The 17,211-nt window shown below is 64.5% G+C and carries 14 protein-coding genes; 3 read left to right on the top strand and 11 right to left on the bottom strand.

What is annotated here, in order from left to right; translation table 11 throughout:
* Window positions 1-1,315, top strand: a 1,315-nt coding sequence (locus tag VMA74_RS17615; RefSeq protein ID WP_325369332.1) for a PKD domain-containing protein, incomplete at its 5' end; no start/stop codon positions are given.
* Between the two features lie 100 nt (window positions 1,316-1,415).
* On the opposite strand, the gene VMA74_RS17610 is transcribed toward VMA74_RS17615, so the two are convergent.
* From VMA74_RS17610 to VMA74_RS17565, 10 genes are all read right to left on the bottom strand, one after another.
* Window positions 1,416-2,729: a carbohydrate porin gene (locus tag VMA74_RS17610; RefSeq protein ID WP_325369330.1), complete on the bottom strand. Its 1,314-nt coding sequence runs from the start codon at window positions 2,727-2,729 to the stop codon at window positions 1,416-1,418.
* A 651-nt stretch (window positions 2,730-3,380) separates the two neighbouring features.
* A complete protein-coding gene (locus VMA74_RS17605) occupies window positions 3,381-4,904 on the bottom strand; it encodes a CoA-acylating methylmalonate-semialdehyde dehydrogenase (RefSeq protein WP_325369328.1) in 1,524 nt (507 codons plus the stop codon).
* A gap of 20 nt (window positions 4,905-4,924) precedes the next feature.
* Complete coding sequence (gene iolB / locus VMA74_RS17600) at window positions 4,925-5,722, bottom strand: 5-deoxy-glucuronate isomerase (protein WP_325369326.1); 798 nt, start codon at window positions 5,720-5,722, stop codon at window positions 4,925-4,927.
* A complete protein-coding gene (gene iolE, locus VMA74_RS17595; RefSeq protein WP_325369324.1) occupies window positions 5,719-6,636 on the bottom strand; it encodes a myo-inosose-2 dehydratase in 918 nt (305 codons plus the stop codon). The genes iolB and iolE overlap by 4 nt, the downstream gene beginning before the upstream one ends.
* Complete coding sequence (gene iolD / locus VMA74_RS17590) at window positions 6,626-8,515, bottom strand: 3D-(3,5/4)-trihydroxycyclohexane-1,2-dione acylhydrolase (decyclizing) (RefSeq protein ID WP_325369322.1); 1,890 nt, start codon at window positions 8,513-8,515, stop codon at window positions 6,626-6,628. Before iolD ends, iolE begins: the two co-directional genes overlap by 11 nt.
* Window positions 8,512-10,458 carry a bifunctional 5-dehydro-2-deoxygluconokinase/5-dehydro-2-deoxyphosphogluconate aldolase gene (locus tag VMA74_RS17585; protein WP_325369320.1) on the bottom strand — a complete coding sequence of 649 codons (1,947 nt, stop codon included), beginning with the start codon at window positions 10,456-10,458 and terminating at the stop codon, window positions 8,512-8,514. The genes iolD and VMA74_RS17585 overlap by 4 nt, the downstream gene beginning before the upstream one ends.
* Window positions 10,455-10,616 (bottom strand): hypothetical protein, encoded by a 162-nt coding sequence (locus VMA74_RS17580; protein WP_325369318.1) that lies wholly within the window; start codon window positions 10,614-10,616, stop codon window positions 10,455-10,457. The genes VMA74_RS17585 and VMA74_RS17580 overlap by 4 nt, the downstream gene beginning before the upstream one ends.
* A complete protein-coding gene (locus VMA74_RS17575) occupies window positions 10,613-11,401 on the bottom strand; it encodes an ATP-binding cassette domain-containing protein (RefSeq protein WP_325369316.1) in 789 nt (262 codons plus the stop codon). Before VMA74_RS17575 ends, VMA74_RS17580 begins: the two co-directional genes overlap by 4 nt.
* A 10-nt stretch (window positions 11,402-11,411) precedes the next feature.
* Window positions 11,412-12,572, bottom strand: a complete 1,161-nt coding sequence (locus VMA74_RS17570) for an ABC transporter permease (protein ID WP_325369314.1) — start codon at window positions 12,570-12,572, stop codon at window positions 11,412-11,414.
* A 23-nt stretch (window positions 12,573-12,595) separates the two neighbouring features.
* Window positions 12,596-13,636, bottom strand: coding sequence for a sugar ABC transporter substrate-binding protein (locus tag VMA74_RS17565; RefSeq protein WP_325369312.1), 1,041 nt, complete (start codon window positions 13,634-13,636; stop codon window positions 12,596-12,598).
* A 192-nt stretch (window positions 13,637-13,828) separates the two neighbouring features.
* Here VMA74_RS17565 and VMA74_RS17560 point away from each other — a divergent pair, with 192 nt between their 5' ends.
* Together VMA74_RS17560 and iolG are read left to right on the top strand one after the other, a co-directional pair.
* Window positions 13,829-14,695 (top strand): MurR/RpiR family transcriptional regulator, encoded by an 867-nt coding sequence (locus VMA74_RS17560; RefSeq protein WP_325369310.1) that lies wholly within the window; start codon window positions 13,829-13,831, stop codon window positions 14,693-14,695.
* Entirely contained in the window at window positions 14,688-15,689 is a 1,002-nt protein-coding gene (iolG, locus tag VMA74_RS17555) for an inositol 2-dehydrogenase (RefSeq protein WP_325369308.1), read from the top strand. Before VMA74_RS17560 ends, iolG begins: the two co-directional genes overlap by 8 nt.
* Before the next feature lie 163 nt (window positions 15,690-15,852).
* Here the strand turns inward: iolG and rmuC are convergent, their stop codons facing one another.
* The gene (gene rmuC, locus VMA74_RS17550) at window positions 15,853-17,211 is read right to left on the bottom strand and encodes a DNA recombination protein RmuC (protein ID WP_325369306.1); all 1,359 of its coding nucleotides are present in this window, start codon (window positions 17,209-17,211) and stop codon (window positions 15,853-15,855) included.

The following is a 17,211-nucleotide window of genomic DNA, read 5'->3' as shown; positions in this document are numbered from 1 at the left end:
ATGCGGCACCGGCGGTGTTGTGCCGAGTTGGCCGGCAAGTTCGCAGTACGTGACCGCCGTGGGCGGTACGGAGCTGTACACCACCGGCACCACCTGGAACAACGAAACGGTGTGGAACAACCTCAGCTCGAACGAAGGCGCCACGGGCGGCAGTCCCAGCACGTTCGAGCCGATCCCGAGCTGGCAGAAAGGTGTTGCCGGCATTACCAACCAGACCTATCGCGGCGTGCCTGACATCGCCTTCGACGCCAGCCCCGTCAGTGGCGCACTGGTCTACGTGGATGGCCAGGCCAACCAGCAGATCGGCGGCACCAGCCTGGCCGCGCCGCTGGCCGTGGGCATGTGGGCACGCGTGCTGCAAGCCGACGGCACCAGCCTGGGCTTCGCCGCGCCGGTGATCTACCAGGCGGCGCAATCGTCGTCGAGCAATTACGCGGCCGCCTTCCATGACGTGACCTCCGGCAACAACAGTGGCGAGAATGCCGCCACCGGTTGGGACTACACCACTGGCTGGGGCAGCACGGTGGTCAATCAGCTGGCCAGTGTGGCCAATGGCGGCGGTGGCAGTACGGGCGGCAACCCCGTGGCGAGCTTTACCGACAGCGTGAGCGGCCTGACGGTGAACTTCACCAACACGTCCACGGACAGCGGCGGCACCATCAATGCGTACGCCTGGACCTTCGGCGACGGCGGCACCTCGACCAGCGCCAGCCCCAGCCACACCTACACCACGGCCGGTACGTACACCGTAACCCTGAAGGTGACCGACAGCACCGGCGCCACCAACAGCACCAGCCAGCAAGTGACGGTGAGCAGCAGTGGCGGTGGATCGGTGCAGGTGATCGCCAACCCGGACTTCACCAATGGCACCTCATGGACGGCAAGCTCGGGTGTGCTCTGCAGCAGCAACAGCAGCAGCTCGGATTACTGCACCGGCGAAAGCCCGTATACCGGCAGCTGGTTCATGTGGCTGGATGGCTACACGTCGGCGCATACGGATACGCTGTCGCAGTCCGTGAGCATTCCGTCCGGGCATAGCACGGCCACTTTGACCTATCAGCTGCACATCGACACCACGCAGACCTCGTCGTCGGCCATCGATACGCTGACCGTGCAGGCCGTCAGCGGTAGCACCACCACTACGCTCGCCACGTATTCCAACCTCAACGCCAATTCGGGGTACACGAGCTATTCGGTGAATGTCAGCTCATTGATCGGCAAGACCTTCACCTTGAAGTTCACCGGTACGCAGAAAGGCACCCACGGCAACGAAACCTCGTTCGTGCTGGGTGAGGTGAAGTTGAATGCGCAATAGCGCGTAGCGTGGCGGTGAGCGCAAGCGAACCCCAACGTTGCCATGCATGGAAGCACATCGAAGCAGGGCAGGGCTGTTGCGGCAGCCCTGCCTTTTTGCATCAGAACGCGACGCTGGTCTTCAGGCCGAGCACGAAGGCATTGCGGTTTTGCGTGCTGCCGCCGGGGTTGACCACATACTGCAGGTTCGGCCGCACGCTCAGCGAAGGAATCGGATACCAGTCGTAGAACACTTCAGAGGCCAATTCGTAGGTATCCGCCACCGGCATGGGTGCATCGGCGTTGAGCTGGTTGTACAGCCGCGCATAGCGCACCAGTTCGTTGCTGCCGTGCGTGGTGCCGACGGCCACGCCGATCCGGTCCTTGCTGCGGTTGAACGGGCCGTTGAGCATCGCGCCCAGCGCGAACTGTCGATCGACCGCGGAGGTGCTGCTGTCGGCCATGGTGCCGTTGAAGAACAGGCTCAAGCCCTTGCCGCCGGCTTCGCCGGTGATTTGCTGCTGCAGCGCGATGTAGCCGCCACGCCGCGCGCTTTCCGTGAGCGGCGCTTCGCCGGTGAGGGCGATCGGTTGATGGTTGCGGTCGTAATACAGGTGTTCGCCGCCCGCGTTGTTGTACCAGCCGCCGAGTTTGTAGCTGCCCGGCAAACCGTTGAGGGTGGGTGTCCAGCCGAACTCGAACGGCAGCAGCACGCCGGTGGTGCCGTCGGGGAAGTTGAGTTTCCAGCCGTTGGCGCGCGCCCAGGTGTTGTCCACATAGCGCGGGTTGAGCTGGTACGCGCCGAGCCTTACGTAGGTCTGATCGGTGGTGTTCCATTTCAGCGTGGTGGCCCATTGGCTCACCGGCCAGTTGATCCAGTAATCGCCGACGATATTGCCGGGCTGGGAGCCGCAGAAAGTGAGGTTCTGAAAATCGCACGGCAGGCTGTCGAAATCGGTGCCCACCGGCAGGCGGCCTACGCGCCATTCGAGCTTGCCGTCGAAGAGTTGCTGTTTCAGCGCGAACACGGTGAGCAACCAGGTCTGGCCGCGGCCGTACACTTCCTGCACCTGTTGATACACGCCCAGGTTCGCATCGTCGCTGAGGTTGCGGCCGTTGCGGTTGGTGACCACGAGCTGGAATTCGCCGCCATGCCAGCCCCACAGCTTGTCCAGGTCGAGCGTGCTGCCGAACACCCATTGGTCCGCATAGCGCGTGGTGTGTCGCGTGCCGCCGCTGGCGTTGTGCGCGGCTTCGCCGGTGTAGCCGAAATCGAAGCGGATGCCTTTTTCGGCGAGGCGGGTGCGTTCGCCGTTCCAGTCGCCGAACAGATACGGTGAATCGTCGGCGGCGAAAGCCGGTGCGGCGGCGAGTCCCAGCAGGGCGGTCAAAACGCGGGCGGCAGGCGCTTTCTTCGAGCGAGCAGGCATTTCCATTGCGGACTCCAGCTAGTGATAGGTGGAATCGATTTTCTCGGTGTTGTTGGTGTCGTGTCTTTCAGACAGATACGAAAAAGCAGGCTATTTGTGGTGTAAGTGATGGCTGATGTTTGTTGCTCGCCCGGATGTGTCCCCTCCCCTGCGAAGTAGGGGTGGGGTGCGAGGGTAGCGAGCGGCGGAACCGCCATCACCACCAATGCAATCGGAAACTAAGTTGAGATTCGGTTGAACGCTAAAGCTCAAGCAACCCCACCCCAACCCTCAATGCTCCGAACTTAAGCCTAATGGCACCAACTTAAGCCAAGGAGCTTGTTGTTCGCGGAGATCTGCACCCTCCCCTGCAAGCAGGGGAGGGCTGGGGTGGGGTTGCTTGGGCGTTAGCATGCAGCTGAATGTCCTGATGAGATGTATTGAAGCAATTGGGATCCTGCCGCTCGCTGCGCTCGCACCCCACCCTAGCCCTCCCCTACTTCGCAGGGGAGGGGAAGTATCCTGGCGAGCGAGAGGTACACGCTTCGATTCTGGCTTAAGTTCGGAGCATTGCCCCAACCCTCCCCTGCTGCCGCAGGGGAGGGAGTCGATCACCGCGAGCATCAAGCCTCTCATCCAATGGCGCAATGACGGTGGGAGAGATTTTGCAAAAGTCACTCAATGCGTAGGCATCGCAAACTCCGGTCCGCGGCTGCCGTCACTCGCCAGCCAGCGCTGCGTCACCGCCTTCTGCCGGGTATAGAAGCGCACGCCTTCGGGACCGTGCGCGTGATGGTCGCCGAACAGGCTCTTCTTCCAGCCGCCAAAACTATGGAACGCCATCGGCACGGGAATGGGCACGTTGATGCCGATCATGCCCACCTGCACGCGATGCGCGAATTCGCGCGCCACATGGCCGTCGCGGGTGAAGATGGCGGTGCCATTGCCGTATTCGTGCTCGTCGACCAGCTTGAGCGCCGCCGCGAAATCCGGCACGCGTACCACGCACAGCACCGGGCCGAAAATTTCCTCGCGATAAATGCGCATGTCCGGGCGCACGCGATCGAACAAGCTGCCGCCCAGGAAAAAGCCTTGCTCGCAACCTGCCACGCGGTGGCCGCGTCCGTCGACGACAAGCTCGGCGCCGGCGGCGAGGCCGTCTTCGATATAAGCGGTGATCTTGTCGCGATGCTGGGCGGTGATCACCGGCCCCATCTCCACCTGTGCGTCCACGCCGTTGCCGATGCGCAGGGCACGCACCTTCGGCGCGAGCTTGGCGACCAGTTGGTCCGCAGTGGCGTCGCCCACCGCCACGGCCACCGAGATCGCCATGCAGCGTTCGCCCGCCGCGCCGTAGCCGGCGCCGACGAGTGCATCCGCGGCCTTCTCGATATCCGCATCCGGCATCACGATCATGTGATTCTTCGCGCCGCCCAGCGCCTGCACGCGCTTGCCAGCGGCAGTGCCGCGTGCGTAGATGTATTCGGCAATCGGCGTAGAGCCCACGAAGCTCACTGCGCGAATGCCGGGATGATCCAGCAGTGCATCCACCGCGCCCTTGTCGCCTTGCACCACGTTGAAGACACCGTCCGGCAAGCCGGCTTCCTGCAGCAGTTCGGCCAGCATCAACGATGCAGATGGATCGCGTTCGGAGGGCTTCAGCACGAAGCTGTTGCCGCAGGCCAGCGCCATCGGGAACATCCACATCGGCACCATGGCTGGGAAATTGAACGGCGTGATGCCCGCGCAGACGCCCAGCGGCTGGCGCATGGTCCAGGCGTCGATGTCGTTGCCGATCTGTTCGGTGTATTCGCCTTTCAGCAGCTCCGGAATGCCGCAGGCGTACTCCACCACTTCCAGGCCGCGCATCAGTTCGCCCTTGGCGTCGGACAACACCTTGCCATGTTCGCGCGTGATGACGGCGGCGAGCTTGTCCATGTCGCGCTCGATCAGTTCCTTGAAGCGGAACATCACGCGCGCACGCTTCAATGGCGAGGTCTGCGACCAGTCATGGAATGCCTCTGCGGCAGCTTTCACCGCGGCATCCACCTCGGCAGGCGTGGCCATCGCCACCGCGCCGATCACGTCGCCCGTGGCAGGGTTGTAGGAGGGGATGCTGGCGCCGCGGCCGGCATGCTGGCGGCCGCCGATGTAATGGCCGATGGCTTGCGGTGCGGTCAGTGGGGAAGCGTGTGCGGACATCGGTTGATCCTCGGGATGTTTCAGCGCTGCATCAGCCAGTCGTGCGCCGGGTCGTTCTTGAAATGCCACGCGCGTTGCGGGCCGGCCATCACGTTGAGGTAATAGCCGCGGTAGCCGTGCGGCATCACGACCGGGTGATAGCCCCGCGGCACCATCACGACGTCGTGGTCGCCCACCGCCATCGATTCGTCCAGGTCGCGCGCGTCGGTGTACACGCGCTGGAAGGCAAAGCCCTGCGGCGGGTCGATGCGGTGGTAATAGGTTTCCTCCAGCGCGCTTTCCTGCGGCAGGGCATCGGTGTCGTGCTTGTGCGGCGGATAGCTGGAGGAATGCGCGGCAGGTGTCAGCACTTCCACCACCAGCAGCGATTCGGCAGCTTCGGTTTCCGGCAGGATGTCGCAGACATAGCGGGTATTGGTGCCCTTGCCGCGCACGGAGCGCTGCATCTGCGCGCCTGATAGCAGGCGCACGGGATATTTTCCTTTGGCCGGTGCGCTGGCCAGCGCCAGTTCCACCGCACCATGTGCAAGGACATGCAGCAGCGTGCCGGGCGGCGCGTAGACGGCATCGGGTGAGCGCTCGTCGAATACGCTCGCGCGGCCGCCGAGCTGGTCGAAGGATTGATCCCCCGCGCGGATATCGGCATGGCCGGCAAGCACCACCAGGCAGCCTTCGCGATCCGCCGGCAATATGATTGGCAGCGTTTCGCCCGCGGCAAGGCGAAAGGCTGCAAAGCCGACGTGTTTCCAGCCGGCGGATGCAGGCGTCACCGTGACGATGTCCCGCCCTTGCGCGTGACCTTTGACCAGCAAGCTCATGCCACCTCCTTCAGCGGTGTGCCATCCACCAGCGCACGCAAGGTGCGATAGCCCTTCTGTGCATAGGCATAGCTCGGCGCCAGCGCGGGATCCTGCTCGGCCTCCACCACCAGCCAGCCGCGATAAGCATGGCTGCGCAGGATATCGACGATCGAAGCGAAATCGATCGCGCCATCGCCAGGCACGGTGAACACGCCGTTCAACACCGCGTCGAGAAAGCTCCACTGCCGATTGCGCGCGTGCCGCACGATCGCCGGCCGCACGTCCTTGCAATGCACATGGCAGACGCGGTCGATGTGCTTGCGCAGGATCGCCACCGGATCGCCGCCGCCGAAGTACGCGTGGCCGCTGTCGAACAGCAGGCCGACCTCATCGCCGGTGGCGGCCATCAGGCGGTCGATGTCGTCTGGCGCTTCCACGTAGGCGCCCATGTGATGGTGATAGGCGAGCCGCACGCCGTGGCCGAGCAGGTGCCGGCCAAATGCGGTGAGCCGTTCGCCGTAACGCCTGAACGCATCCTCGTCGCGGAAACGTGGCCGCTTGTACAGCGGCGTGCGGTGTTCGCCCTGGATCGCATCGGCCACTTCGCCATACACCATCACCTTGCAACCGTTCTCGGCGAGCAGGCGAAGATGCGGCATCACTGCGGCGATTTCCTCATCCACTGAGCGCGCCGCAAGGCGTCCGGAGTACCAGCCGGATACCACCTCCAGCCCGTAGCCCGCCATCAATTGGCGCAGCTCCGCCGGATCGCGGGGAAACTTGTTGCCGAGCTCGAAACCTTGGTAGCCGATCTCGCGGCCTTCGCTCAGTGCGGTGGACAACGGCGTTTCGCCGCCCAGCGAGGGCAGGTCGTCGTTGCTCCAGCCGATCGGGTTGATGCCGATCTTCACGTCGAAACGGTCATGCGTCATGGGGCTGGCCTGGAAAGGGGCGTTGCTGCTGCTTGGCGGTTTCGTAGGCGCGCCGCGCGTCCTTCACGGCGTCGCGCGCGGAGACTTCCGGCACCGCGACCTCCCACCACGCGCCGCCGACTTCGGTGGTGCGGCGATGGTCGGTGTCGATGGCAATCAGGTAGGTGCGCGTCGATGCGCGTGCCCGTGCGAGCGCCTGTTCGAGTTCGGCAATGCTGTGCACGTGTTCGGCGTGTGCGCCCATGGAGCGTGCATGCGTGGCGAAATCAATCGCCGGTGCGCCATCGGCGCCTTGCAGGCAATCGTCGAGCATGTTGTTGAACGGCGCGCCGCCGCAGGCTTGCTGCAGGCGGTTGATGCAGCCGAAACCGCGGTTGTCCAGCACTACGATGATCAGTTTCAGGCCCAGCATCACCGAGGTGGCGATTTCCGAATTGAGCATCAGATAACTGCCGTCGCCCAGCATCACGATCACCTCGCACTCGGGCTTGGCCATCTTCACGCCCAGGCCGCCGGCGATCTCGTAGCCCATGCAGGAGTAGCCGTATTCCATGTGGTAGCCGCCAGGTGTGTCGGTGCGCCACAGTTTTTCCAGCTCGGCCGGCAAGGTGCCGGCAGCGCAGACGACGATGTCGTGACGCGCGGAATCAGGGTGCGAGCGTTGCACGGCGCCGATGATTTCGCCGTCATACGGCAGCGTGCCGGGGGCAAGCTCGCGGTGCGACGTGATGTCGTCCACGGTGTTGCGCCAGGCCTGCGCGATTTGCTCGGCGCGATTTTTCCAGCCAGCATCCACGCGCCATCCATCGAGCGCGGACGAGAGCGCTTCAAGACCCAGGCGCGCATCGGCCAGCAGCTGTACGTCGCCGCCCTTCAGCGCGTCATAACTGTTGACGTTGAGCGTGATGACGCGCGCGCCGGGATACAGCGCGTTCGAGCCCGTGGTGAAATCCTGCAGGCGCGTGCCTACGGCAAGCACCACGTCCGCCTCGGCCAGCAGTTCGTTTGCCGCGGTGGAACCGCACACGCCTGCCGGGCCGAGTTGCAGCGGATGCTGCCAGGACAGCGTGCCCTTGCCGGCCTGGGTTTCGGCCACCGGCACGCCATGCGTGTCGGCGAAGCGGCGCACCGCATCGCTGGCCTGTGCATACAGCGCGCCGCCGCCGGCTATCAAGACGGGATGTTTGGCATGTCGCAGCGCTTGAGCCGCGGCGCCGATGTCCTCCTGCGTCGGCGGCAGCCGGCGAATGCTGTGCACACGCGGCGCGAAGAAGGTTTCCGGCCAATCGAAGGCTTCGGCCTGCACGTCTTGCGGTAGCGCGAGGGTGACCGGGCCGCACAAGGCCGCGTCGGTCAGCACATGCATCGCGCGGGGCAGGGCGGTGAGCAGCTGCTGCGGTTTCACGATGCGGTCGAAGTAGCGCGAGACCGGACGGAAGCAGTCGTTGACGCTGACGGTGCCGTCGCCGAAATCTTCCAGTTGCTGCAGCACCGGATCGGGTGCGCGCGACACGAAGATGTCGCCCGGCAACAGCAGCACCGGCAGGCGGTTCACGTGCGCCAGCGCGGCGGAAGTCAGCAGATTGGTGGCGCCGGGGCCGATCGAGCTGGTCACCGCCATCATGCGCCGGCGCATGTGCGCCTTGGCGTAGGCGATGGCCGCGTTCGCCATGGCCTGCTCGTTGTGCGCGCGATAGGTCGGCAACTGCTCGCGGTGCTGGTACAGCGCTTCGCCGAGTCCCGCCACGTTGCCATGCCCGAAGATGGCGAACACGCCACCGAACAGCGGCAGCTGTTCACCGCTTTCCTCATCGCGCACATATTGGGCGGCAAGATGGCGCACCAGCGCCTGCGACATGGTCAGTCGTAGCGTGCTCACGCCGCCACTCCCCTGGTACGCGGCACACCATGGCGCGCTTGCTGCCAGATGCCGGCCAGCTGGGCGAACTGCTGCGCGGCACGCTCGACCAGCGCGGCATCGTCGATCTCGTCGCGCAACCACGCCCGCGCCGGTTCGTAGAACAGGCTGCGGCCGACGGCAAAGCCGCGGCAGCTGGTGCTGCGTGCGGCGGCAGCGAAACCTTCTGCCAGCTCGTCGAAGGGTGCATTGAGGCCGAGCAGCACCACGCCGCGGCAATACGGATCGCGTTCGCCGATCAAGGCATCGATGGCGGCCCAGTCCGCTGCCGGCAGGGGTTTGAGTTTCCACCACTCCGGCCGGATGCCGAGGTTGTAGAAGCGTTTCATCGCACGCAGCACGCGCTCGCCGGGCGTGCCGCTGCCGGCGGGATTGGCGGGCGGAATCACTTCCAGCAGCAGCTCGTGGCCGCTTTGCTTTACCGCCGCGTAGAGCGTATGCAGCTGGGTTTCCTGTTCGAGCCGCGTCTCGGCGTCGCCGTCCGGATCGAACTGCACCAGGCATTTGACCGTGTGCTCGCGCGGCCATTGCAGCAACTGGCTGCCGATCGAGCGGCCGTATTCGAATTCCAGCGGATTGGAACCTGGCAGTTCCACCGGGCGGCCGATCCACCAGCCGCGCCCGGTGGCTGCGTGCAGTGCATTCTCGCCGTAGCGCTGGTCGATCAGCACGCCGACGCGATGCTGCAGGCCGAGTTCGCGCTCGGTTTTTGCCACGGCTTCCACCAGCAGCTGTTTCAGCCGCGGCAGGCGCGATTCGTCGGCGTTGCATTCGCAGGCCAGCTCGTAGAACTGGCTGCGGTGGTCGAAGGCGAAGATGTGCAGGTCGTTCCACACCGGACGCGCCACGCTCACGCGGTGCAGATGCGCCAGTTCCTCGTCCTGATCCGGCCGTTGCAGGCGGTCGGCGTGAGCCAGGAAATACTCCAGTTCGGCCCGGCTCGGCATGGCCGGGGCGCAGGCGTGGCGGGAAACCACCATCGCGCCGCAGGCGTTCGCATACGCACAGCTGCGCTCGATGCCTTCGTTGCGCAGCCAGCCGTACAGGAAACCGGCCATGAAGGCATCGCCCGCGCCGAGCACGTTGAGCACTTCCACGCGCGTGCCGCGATAGATGAGCGCTTCGTCGAGGTTGGCGGGAATCGCCGCCTCGAACACGCTGCAGCCGAGCGCGCCGCGCTTCACCACCAGTGTCGCCTGGGTGACGCTGCGCACGGCGCGCAGCGCGCCAAGCAGGTCACGCTCGCCACCGGCAATATGGAATTCTTCGTCCGTGCCGACGACCAGGTCGAACTGGGGAAGCATGGCCTGCAGGTGCGCGGTGACGCCGTCGTCGGCAATAAAGCGCGTCTCGCCGTCGCCGCGGCCGGTAAGGCCCCACAGCACCGGGCGATAGTCGATATCCAGCACCGTGCGCACGCCGTGCTTGCGCGCAAACGCCAAGGCCTTGCTGCTGGCCGCGTGCACGCGCGGCGTGGACAAATGCGTGCCGGTGATGGCCAGCGCGCGGCTGGAGGCGATGAAATCCTCGTCGATGTCCGCTTCATCGATCGCCATGTCCGCGCAGTTCTCGCGGTAGAAGATCAGCGGAAACGTGTCGCGATCCTTGATGCCCAGCAGCACCAGTGCGGTAAGCCGCTCGCGGTCGATGCCCACGTTGCTTGTATCGCAGCCTTCGCGCGCGAGGGTTTCGAGCAGGAAGCGGCCCATGTGGTCGTCGCCGACGCGGCTCAGCATGGCGGTGCGCAAACCCAGGCGGGCCGCGCCGAAGGCGGCGTTGGCGGACGAGCCGCCCAGGTACTTGGCGAAGCTCGTCACGTCTTCCAGGCGCGCGCCGGCTTGCTGCGCGTAGAGGTCGACGGCGAGGCGCCCGAGGCAGATCAGGTCGTAGCGAGCTTCGGTCATGGTGTGAGGCTCATCAGGATGCGTGACGTACCCTGCATGCGTCGTAGGTGGGTGGTGAGCGCACGCGAACCCCAACGTTGCCATGCGTGCGGTGCAGTTGGGGTTCGGTTGCGGCTCACCGCCAAGCTGGGTTGCATCTCGTAACTGGAGGTTTTCATGCCGCCCGCCCCTCCAGCTCCGCCACCAGGCTCTGGATCTCGCTGCCACCGGCCATCATGTCCAGCAGGCTTTCCTTGCTGATCTCGTCTTTGGCAAACGTTCCCATCGATTGCCCGCGATTGAGCAAGGTGAAGCTGTCGCCGATCGGATAAGCGTGATGCACGTTGTGGGTGATGAAGATCACCGAGATGCCGCGCGCACGCGCCGTATGGATCAGCTTGAGCACGTTGCAGCTCTGCTTGACGCCGAGCGCCGCGGTGGGCTCGTCCAGGATCAATACCTTTGCACCGAAATGGATCGCGCGCGCGATCGCCAGGCATTGGCGCTCGCCACCGGACATGGTGCCCACGGCCTGGTGCGGCGAACGGACGTGGATGCCCATGTCGGCCAGTTTTTCTTCGGCGACGCGCGCGGCGTAGTCGGCGTCCATCACCGGTATCAGGCCGAGCCACTTGCGCATCGGCTCGCGCCCGGCAAAGAAATTGCGCGCCACGCTCATCAGCGGCACCAGCGCCAGGTCCTGGTACACCGTGGCGATGCCACGATCCAGCGCCTCGCGCGGCGAGCGGAAATGCACCTCATGGCCTTCCACCAGATAGCGGCCTCCGCTGGGCGCGTGCACGCCCGCCAGCGTCTTGATCAAGGTGGATTTGCCAGCGCCGTTGTCGCCCAGCAGGCAGTGCACTTCACCGCGGCGCAGGCGCAGCGTGACATCCTGCAGGGCGATCACCGTGCCGAAGTACTTGCTGACGTTTTCCAGTTGCAGGATGTATTCGTCGCTCATGGCGATGCCCTCACTTGCTGCGGGTCGCGTGCAGGCGCACGTAGTGGTTGAACAGCACCGCCAACAGCAGCATGGCGCCCAGGAATACGCGGTACCAGTCGGAGTCGAAGCTGGTGTAGGAGATGCCGATCTGCACCACGCCGAAGATCAGCGCGCCAAAGCACGCGCCGAGCACCGAGCCGTAGCCGCCGGTCAGCAGCGCGCCGCCAATTACCGCGGCGATGATCGCTTCGAATTCCTTTTGCAGGCCGCGGTCCGCCGCGGCGGAGCCCACGTCGGCTACCTGCAGCACACCGAACAGGCAGGCGCAGAACGCGGTGAACACGAACAGGCTGATCTTCACCCGGCGCACCGGCACGCCGACGTTCTGCGCGGCTACCGCATCGCCGCCTACGGTGAAGATCCAATTGCCGAAGCGCGTGCGCGAAAGCACGAAGCCTGCAGCGGCCGCCATCAGCAGCCACCACAGCAAGACCTTGGGAATGCCGGCCACGATGGGATCGCCATTGGGCAGCTTGCTGATGATGCCCGCCTGCGCCAGCCATGTGAACAGGCCATGCAGCGCGCTGCCCTGGAACAGCGTGCTCACCAGCGGATCGCTGCCGACCTTGTCGCCGACGCCGCTGACGATGGTGCTGTTGGAGAAATACGTGGACAACACCAAGGTGAGCCCGCGCAGGATGAACATGAAAGCGAGCGTGACGATAAAGCTGGGCAACCGCGTGCGCACCACCAGATAGCCGTTCAACCAGCCCAGCGCCATGCAGCCGATGAAGGCGAACAGCACCGATGCCCACATCGGCCAGCCCATGAACATCGATGGCACCGCCATCATCATGCCGGCGAAACCGATCATCGAACCGATGGAAAGGTCGAATTCGCCGGCAATCATCAGCAGGCAGGCACCCACTGCGATGATGCCCAGATACGCCGCCACCTGGGCCCAGTTCATCACGCCATCGAGATTGAACATGCCCGAATCGCCGGCAAAGATGCCGAACAGCACGAACACCAGCACGGTGCCGGCGATGGCGCCGAATTCCGGCCGGCCGATAAAGCTGCGCCAGGGTGAAATGCGTCGTATCCGCTCATCGGTCTGCACGGCTCTGCTCGGCATGGCAGGGTTGTCCTTGCTGGTCGTGAGGGGCAGGTGGGGCGTGGTGCTGCTCATGCTCGTCTCCGTGAGGGGGCCTTTCACCGATATTGGCCGGCGTACTTGGCCACCGTATCGACGTTTTCCCTGGTGACGAAGGCCGGTCCCGAGCTGACCCCTTGGCTGGTGTACACCGGTTTCAGGCCGTACTCCTTTAGGCGCGCCTGGAACGCCGGATTGGCCTTGAGCTTGGCGATGATCACGGCCGGATCGCGCGTGTTGTCCTCATGGGCGATCGCCAGCGCGGCGATCGCCATATAGCCCTGCAGGTAGGGTTGTTGATCGATGGCGAAGTTGATGATGCCCTTGCGAATGCCATCGATGATGGAGCTGGAAAGATCGAAGGTGACGAAGTAGAGCTTGCCGGCCAGCCCCATCCGCTGCAGCGCCTGCAAACTCGGGTCGGCCGAATTGGGGCCGAGCGCGAGAATCGCCTGTGTGCGGGGATGGTTGCGCAGGTACGCGCTGACCTTGTTTTCCACCACGGTGGGATCCACACCGGTATCGATCATCGACGTGCGTGCATCGACACCGATGGCATCGGCAAAGCCCTTGCAGCGCTGGAACGCCGCAGCGTTGGCGGCATTGTGATTGACGCATACGAACGACGTGATGCCCGCCGCCTTCGCCCGCTCGCCCGCCGCTTTGCCGGCTTCGTATTCCGGCTGGCCGATGTGCATGATCGCGCCGAGCTGCTTGCTTTGCTGCTGGGTGCCGGAGTTGATGGTGATCAGCGGGATACGCTTGGCGGTCACACGCATGGCGGGCTTGGCCAGCACATCGAAATCGGCGATGTCGAAGGCCACGCCGTCGTAATTGCGTGCAGCGGCTTGCTCGACCAGGCGGGCCATGTCGGCAAGATCACCATTGGGCGGGTTGCGGTAGTCGACCTGCACGCCGAAATCGTCGCCGGCCTGCTTGATCGCGTTCTTGACCGTGTTCCACCACACGTCGGAATCGGCGGCATGGCTGATCAGCACGTACCGCTCGTTGGCGCGCGGCCCGGTGGCTGCCATCGCTGCCGTCGCCGCGGTGGCGGCCAGCATGCCTGCCAGCAAGGTCGAGATCCATCGTGTACGCATAGCGTCTCCAAGGTGGGGGCCGCGTCCTGCGCTGGCCGGAGAGGGTGCGGCCCGGGAGAAATGGCTGCACCGCAGTCGGAGCATAGGAACGCCGTTCCGGCAATTGCAATTTGCATTGCACAATGGAAATTTCTGGAAATAATTTTCCAAGCGGCGTTAGGATGCATGCCGAACCTCCCACGGACGCCTCGCATGGCCAAACAGGGCGCAGTCGACGGGCTGCTGCAGCGGATAGCGCAAGATTTTGAAAACCTGCCGCGGCAGCTGCAGAACGTGGCCAGCTACCTGGAACGGGAGCGGGCCAACATCATGGTCCAGCGCATCAACGAGATCGCGGCGGGTTGCGACGTGCATCCATCGGCAGTGGTGCGCTTCGCGCAGCGCTTCGGCTATTCCGGCTTCAGCGAGATGCAGGCGGTGTTCCGCAGCGATTACACCGAGGCGGTGACGCCCGCGCGCAGCTACCAGCAGCGCATTCGCCGCGTGATCGCCGAAGGCGAAGGGCAGTTGCCGGCCTCGCAAATGGCCTTGCGCTTTATCGATGCCAGCCGCAACGGACTCGACGAACTGGTGAAATCCTTCGATGCAAAGCAGTTTGAGGCAGCCGTCGAGGTATTGGCCAAGGCCGAAAACATCTACGTGGTGGCGGTGCGTCGCACCTTCAGCATCGCCAGCTATATCGCCTATGCCTTGCAGCACACCGCCAAGCGCGTGCACCTGGTGAGCGGGCTGGGCGGCATGTATCGCGAACAGATCCGCAGCATCGGCAAGAACGACGTGCTGATCGCCATCAGCTATCCGCCTTATGGCAAGGAAACACTCTATTGCAGCCGCGTGGCGCACCAGCACAAAGCCAAGGTATTGGCGATCACCGACAGTGCGCTGGGCGCTTTGGGAAGGGAGGCGCACGTGACGCTGCTGGTGCAGGAAGGCAGCGCGTTTGCCTTTCGTGCGCTCACCAGCACCATCTGTTTGTGCCAGGCGCTGTTCGTGGCGCTGGCATACGAACTCGAACTGAAAGTCGAAGAGACTATTCATGCCGGAGAATACGATGACTGAACGCATGGGCGTTGCGCTGTTCGGCGCTGGGCGCATTGGCAAGATCCACGCCGGCAATCTCGCGCGGCATCCGCATGCGCAACTGCGCTATGTGGTGGATGTGCACCGTCCGTCCGCCGAAGCGCTGGCGGCCCGGCACGGCGCAACGGTGGTCGAGTTGGAGCAGGCATTGGCCGACCCCGGCGTTGCCGCGGTGGTGATCGGCTCCAGCACCGATACGCATGCAGACCTGATCACGCGTGCCGCGGCGGCGGGCAAGGCGATCTTCTGCGAGAAGCCGGTGGACCTGGACGTGGCGCGCGCGCGCGCTTGCGCGGAGGCGGTCAAGCAGGCCGCTGTCACCTGCATGATCGGTTTTCAGCGACGCTTCGATCCGACCTTTGCGGCGTTGAAACAACGCCTGGATGCCGGCGAGATCGGCAAGCCGGAAGTGCTGATCGTGACCAGTCGTGATCCCGCGCCGCCGCCGGCTGCGTACATCGCGCACTCGGGCGGCGTATTCAAGGATATGTTGATCCACGATTTCGACATCTTCCGCTGGATTCTCGGCGGCGAAGCGGTAAGCGTGCATGCCACCGGCGGCTGCCCCAACATGCCGGACGTCGCCGCCGCGGGCGATCTTTCCCATGCGGCCGTCACGCTGCGCACGCGCGATGGTGCGCTATGCCAGATCAACACGTCCCGCCGCGCGGCATACGGTTACGACCAGCGGTTCGAAGTGCTGGGCAGCCAAGGCCTGTTGCAAGCCGGCAACGTGCGCCCGACCGAGGTCGTCGCATGGAGCGGCGCTGCCATCAGCAGCGACAAGCCGGAGGCGTTCTTTCTGGAACGCTATCGCGCGGCGTACGCGCTGGAAATCGAGCATTTCTTTGATGCCTTGGTGAATGGCACGCCGGTGCGTACCACGATCGAAGACGGGATCAAGGCGCTGGAGCTGGCGGAACTGGCGACGCGTTCCTGGCGGGAGGGTAAGGCTATCGAATGCGCCATCTGAGCCGGTAGGCTGCCAGCATCTACTTCCATGTTTACCGGGATGCGTCCCCTCCTCTGCGAAGTAGGGGAGGGAGCGCATCGTGGCGGGCATCGAGTTGTACCGACAACCGACTTGCAACGACTATTGAACAGGTGATGGGCAACTTGTAGAAAGCACAACCGCTTCAATCCTCCGTCACTTCCTCATCACTGCTCAGCGACTCTCCCAGCAACTGCTGCGCCTGCTCCGCCGGCAAGGTCTCCACGTCACGCAACTTGCGCTCGATCGCCCGCGTACGTATCGCGGTCTTGTCGATATGCTTGCTGGCCTCGTCGAGTTTCTTGCGCACCATCGACAGCACCTCGCCAAATTTGCCGAACTCGTTCTTCACCGCGCCGAGCAAATGCCACACCTCGCTGCTGCGTTTCTGGATCGCCAGTGTGCGGAAGCCCATCTGCAAACTGTTGAGGATGGCCGAAAGCGTGGTGGGGCCTGCCACGATCACGCGGTGCTCGCGCTGTAGGTTGTCGAACAAGCCGGGGCGGCGGATGACTTCCGCGTACAAACCTTCCATCGGCAGGAACAGGATGGCGAAATCGGTGGTGGCCGGTGGCGCGATGTATTTGGCGCGGATCGTCTTGGCCTCTTCGCGTACGCGGCGTTCCAGAGCCAGGGCGCAGCGCTCCACCGCATCCACGTCCACCTGCTGTTGCGCATCGAGCAGGCGTTCGTAATCTTCGCGCGGGAATTTCGCATCGATCGGCAGCCACACCTGTTCGTCGCGGTCGCTGCCGGGCAAACGGATGGCGAATTCCACGCGCTCGTCGGAGCCCGGCACGGTCGCGACGTTGGCGGCGTACTGCTCGGGTGTCAGCATCTGCTCCAGCAGCGCGGCAAGCTGCATTTCGCCCAGGATGCCGCGGGTCTTCACGTTGCTCAGCACCCGCTTGAGGTCACCCACGCCGCTGGCCAGCGACTGCATTTCGCCCAGGCCACGCTGCACGGCTTCCAGGCGCTCCGACACCAGGGTGAATGATTGGCCGAGCCGCGTTTCCAGCGTGGATTGCAGTTTTTCGTCGACCGTGGCGCGCATTTGCTCCAGCTTGGCGGCGTTGTCCTGCTGGATCGCGCTGAGCTTGGTTTCCAGCGTGGCACGCACTTCGCCGAGGCGTTTTTCATTGTCGGCGGTGAGGGTGCCCAGCTGCTGCTTTTGCTGATCGCCGAGCTGCTTGAGGGTGGCCGCCAGTTCTTCGCGACCGCGCCGCGCTTCCTCGATCAAGCGTTGCGAAAGTGTCTGCAAGCCGGCATCAGTGCGCTCGGTCAAGGCGTCCAGGCGTTGGCCGAACTGTGCCAGCGTCTGGTTCAACTCGCCGCGTCCGGCGCGGTGCTCTTGGGCCAGCGCCTCGCGCAGGTGGCGGACGTCGTCCTTCAGGCTGTCCAGGTGCGCCTGCAGGCCGGCATCGCCGCGCCCGCGCAGTAGGACGATCACCTGCAGGACCAACAGGACGACAAGCAGGGCTAGCGAGATATCGATCACGGGCAT

Source organism: Dyella sp. (genome assembly GCF_035508675.1).
Classification (GTDB): domain Bacteria; phylum Pseudomonadota; class Gammaproteobacteria; order Xanthomonadales; family Rhodanobacteraceae; genus Dyella_B.
Note: the sequence above shows the minus strand (reverse complement) of the source record. Positions and strands in the feature narration are given on the sequence as shown.

Excerpts from the sequence above, each read along its gene's own strand:
- iolG (WP_325369308.1), top strand. The coding sequence starts at position 14,688 with ATGACTGAACGCATGGGCGTTGCGCTGTTCGGCGCTGGGCGCATTGGC.
- VMA74_RS17575 (WP_325369316.1), bottom strand. The coding sequence starts at position 11,401 with ATGAGCGACGAATACATCCTGCAACTGGAAAACGTCAGCAAGTACTTC.
- VMA74_RS17585 (WP_325369320.1), bottom strand. The coding sequence starts at position 10,458 with ATGACCGAAGCTCGCTACGACCTGATCTGCCTCGGGCGCCTCGCCGTC.
- iolB (WP_325369326.1), bottom strand. The coding sequence starts at position 5,722 with ATGAGCTTGCTGGTCAAAGGTCACGCGCAAGGGCGGGACATCGTCACG.
- VMA74_RS17565 (WP_325369312.1), bottom strand. The coding sequence starts at position 13,636 with ATGCGTACACGATGGATCTCGACCTTGCTGGCAGGCATGCTGGCCGCC.
- VMA74_RS17610 (WP_325369330.1), bottom strand. The coding sequence starts at position 2,729 with ATGGAAATGCCTGCTCGCTCGAAGAAAGCGCCTGCCGCCCGCGTTTTG.
- VMA74_RS17605 (WP_325369328.1), bottom strand. The coding sequence starts at position 4,904 with ATGTCCGCACACGCTTCCCCACTGACCGCACCGCAAGCCATCGGCCAT.
- VMA74_RS17570 (WP_325369314.1), bottom strand. The coding sequence starts at position 12,572 with ATGAGCAGCACCACGCCCCACCTGCCCCTCACGACCAGCAAGGACAAC.
- rmuC (WP_325369306.1), bottom strand. The coding sequence starts at position 17,211 with ATGCCCGTGATCGATATCTCGCTAGCCCTGCTTGTCGTCCTGTTGGTC.
- iolE (WP_325369324.1), bottom strand. The coding sequence starts at position 6,636 with ATGACGCATGACCGTTTCGACGTGAAGATCGGCATCAACCCGATCGGC.
- VMA74_RS17580 (WP_325369318.1), bottom strand. The coding sequence starts at position 10,616 with ATGAAAACCTCCAGTTACGAGATGCAACCCAGCTTGGCGGTGAGCCGC.
- VMA74_RS17560 (WP_325369310.1), top strand. The coding sequence starts at position 13,829 with ATGGCCAAACAGGGCGCAGTCGACGGGCTGCTGCAGCGGATAGCGCAA.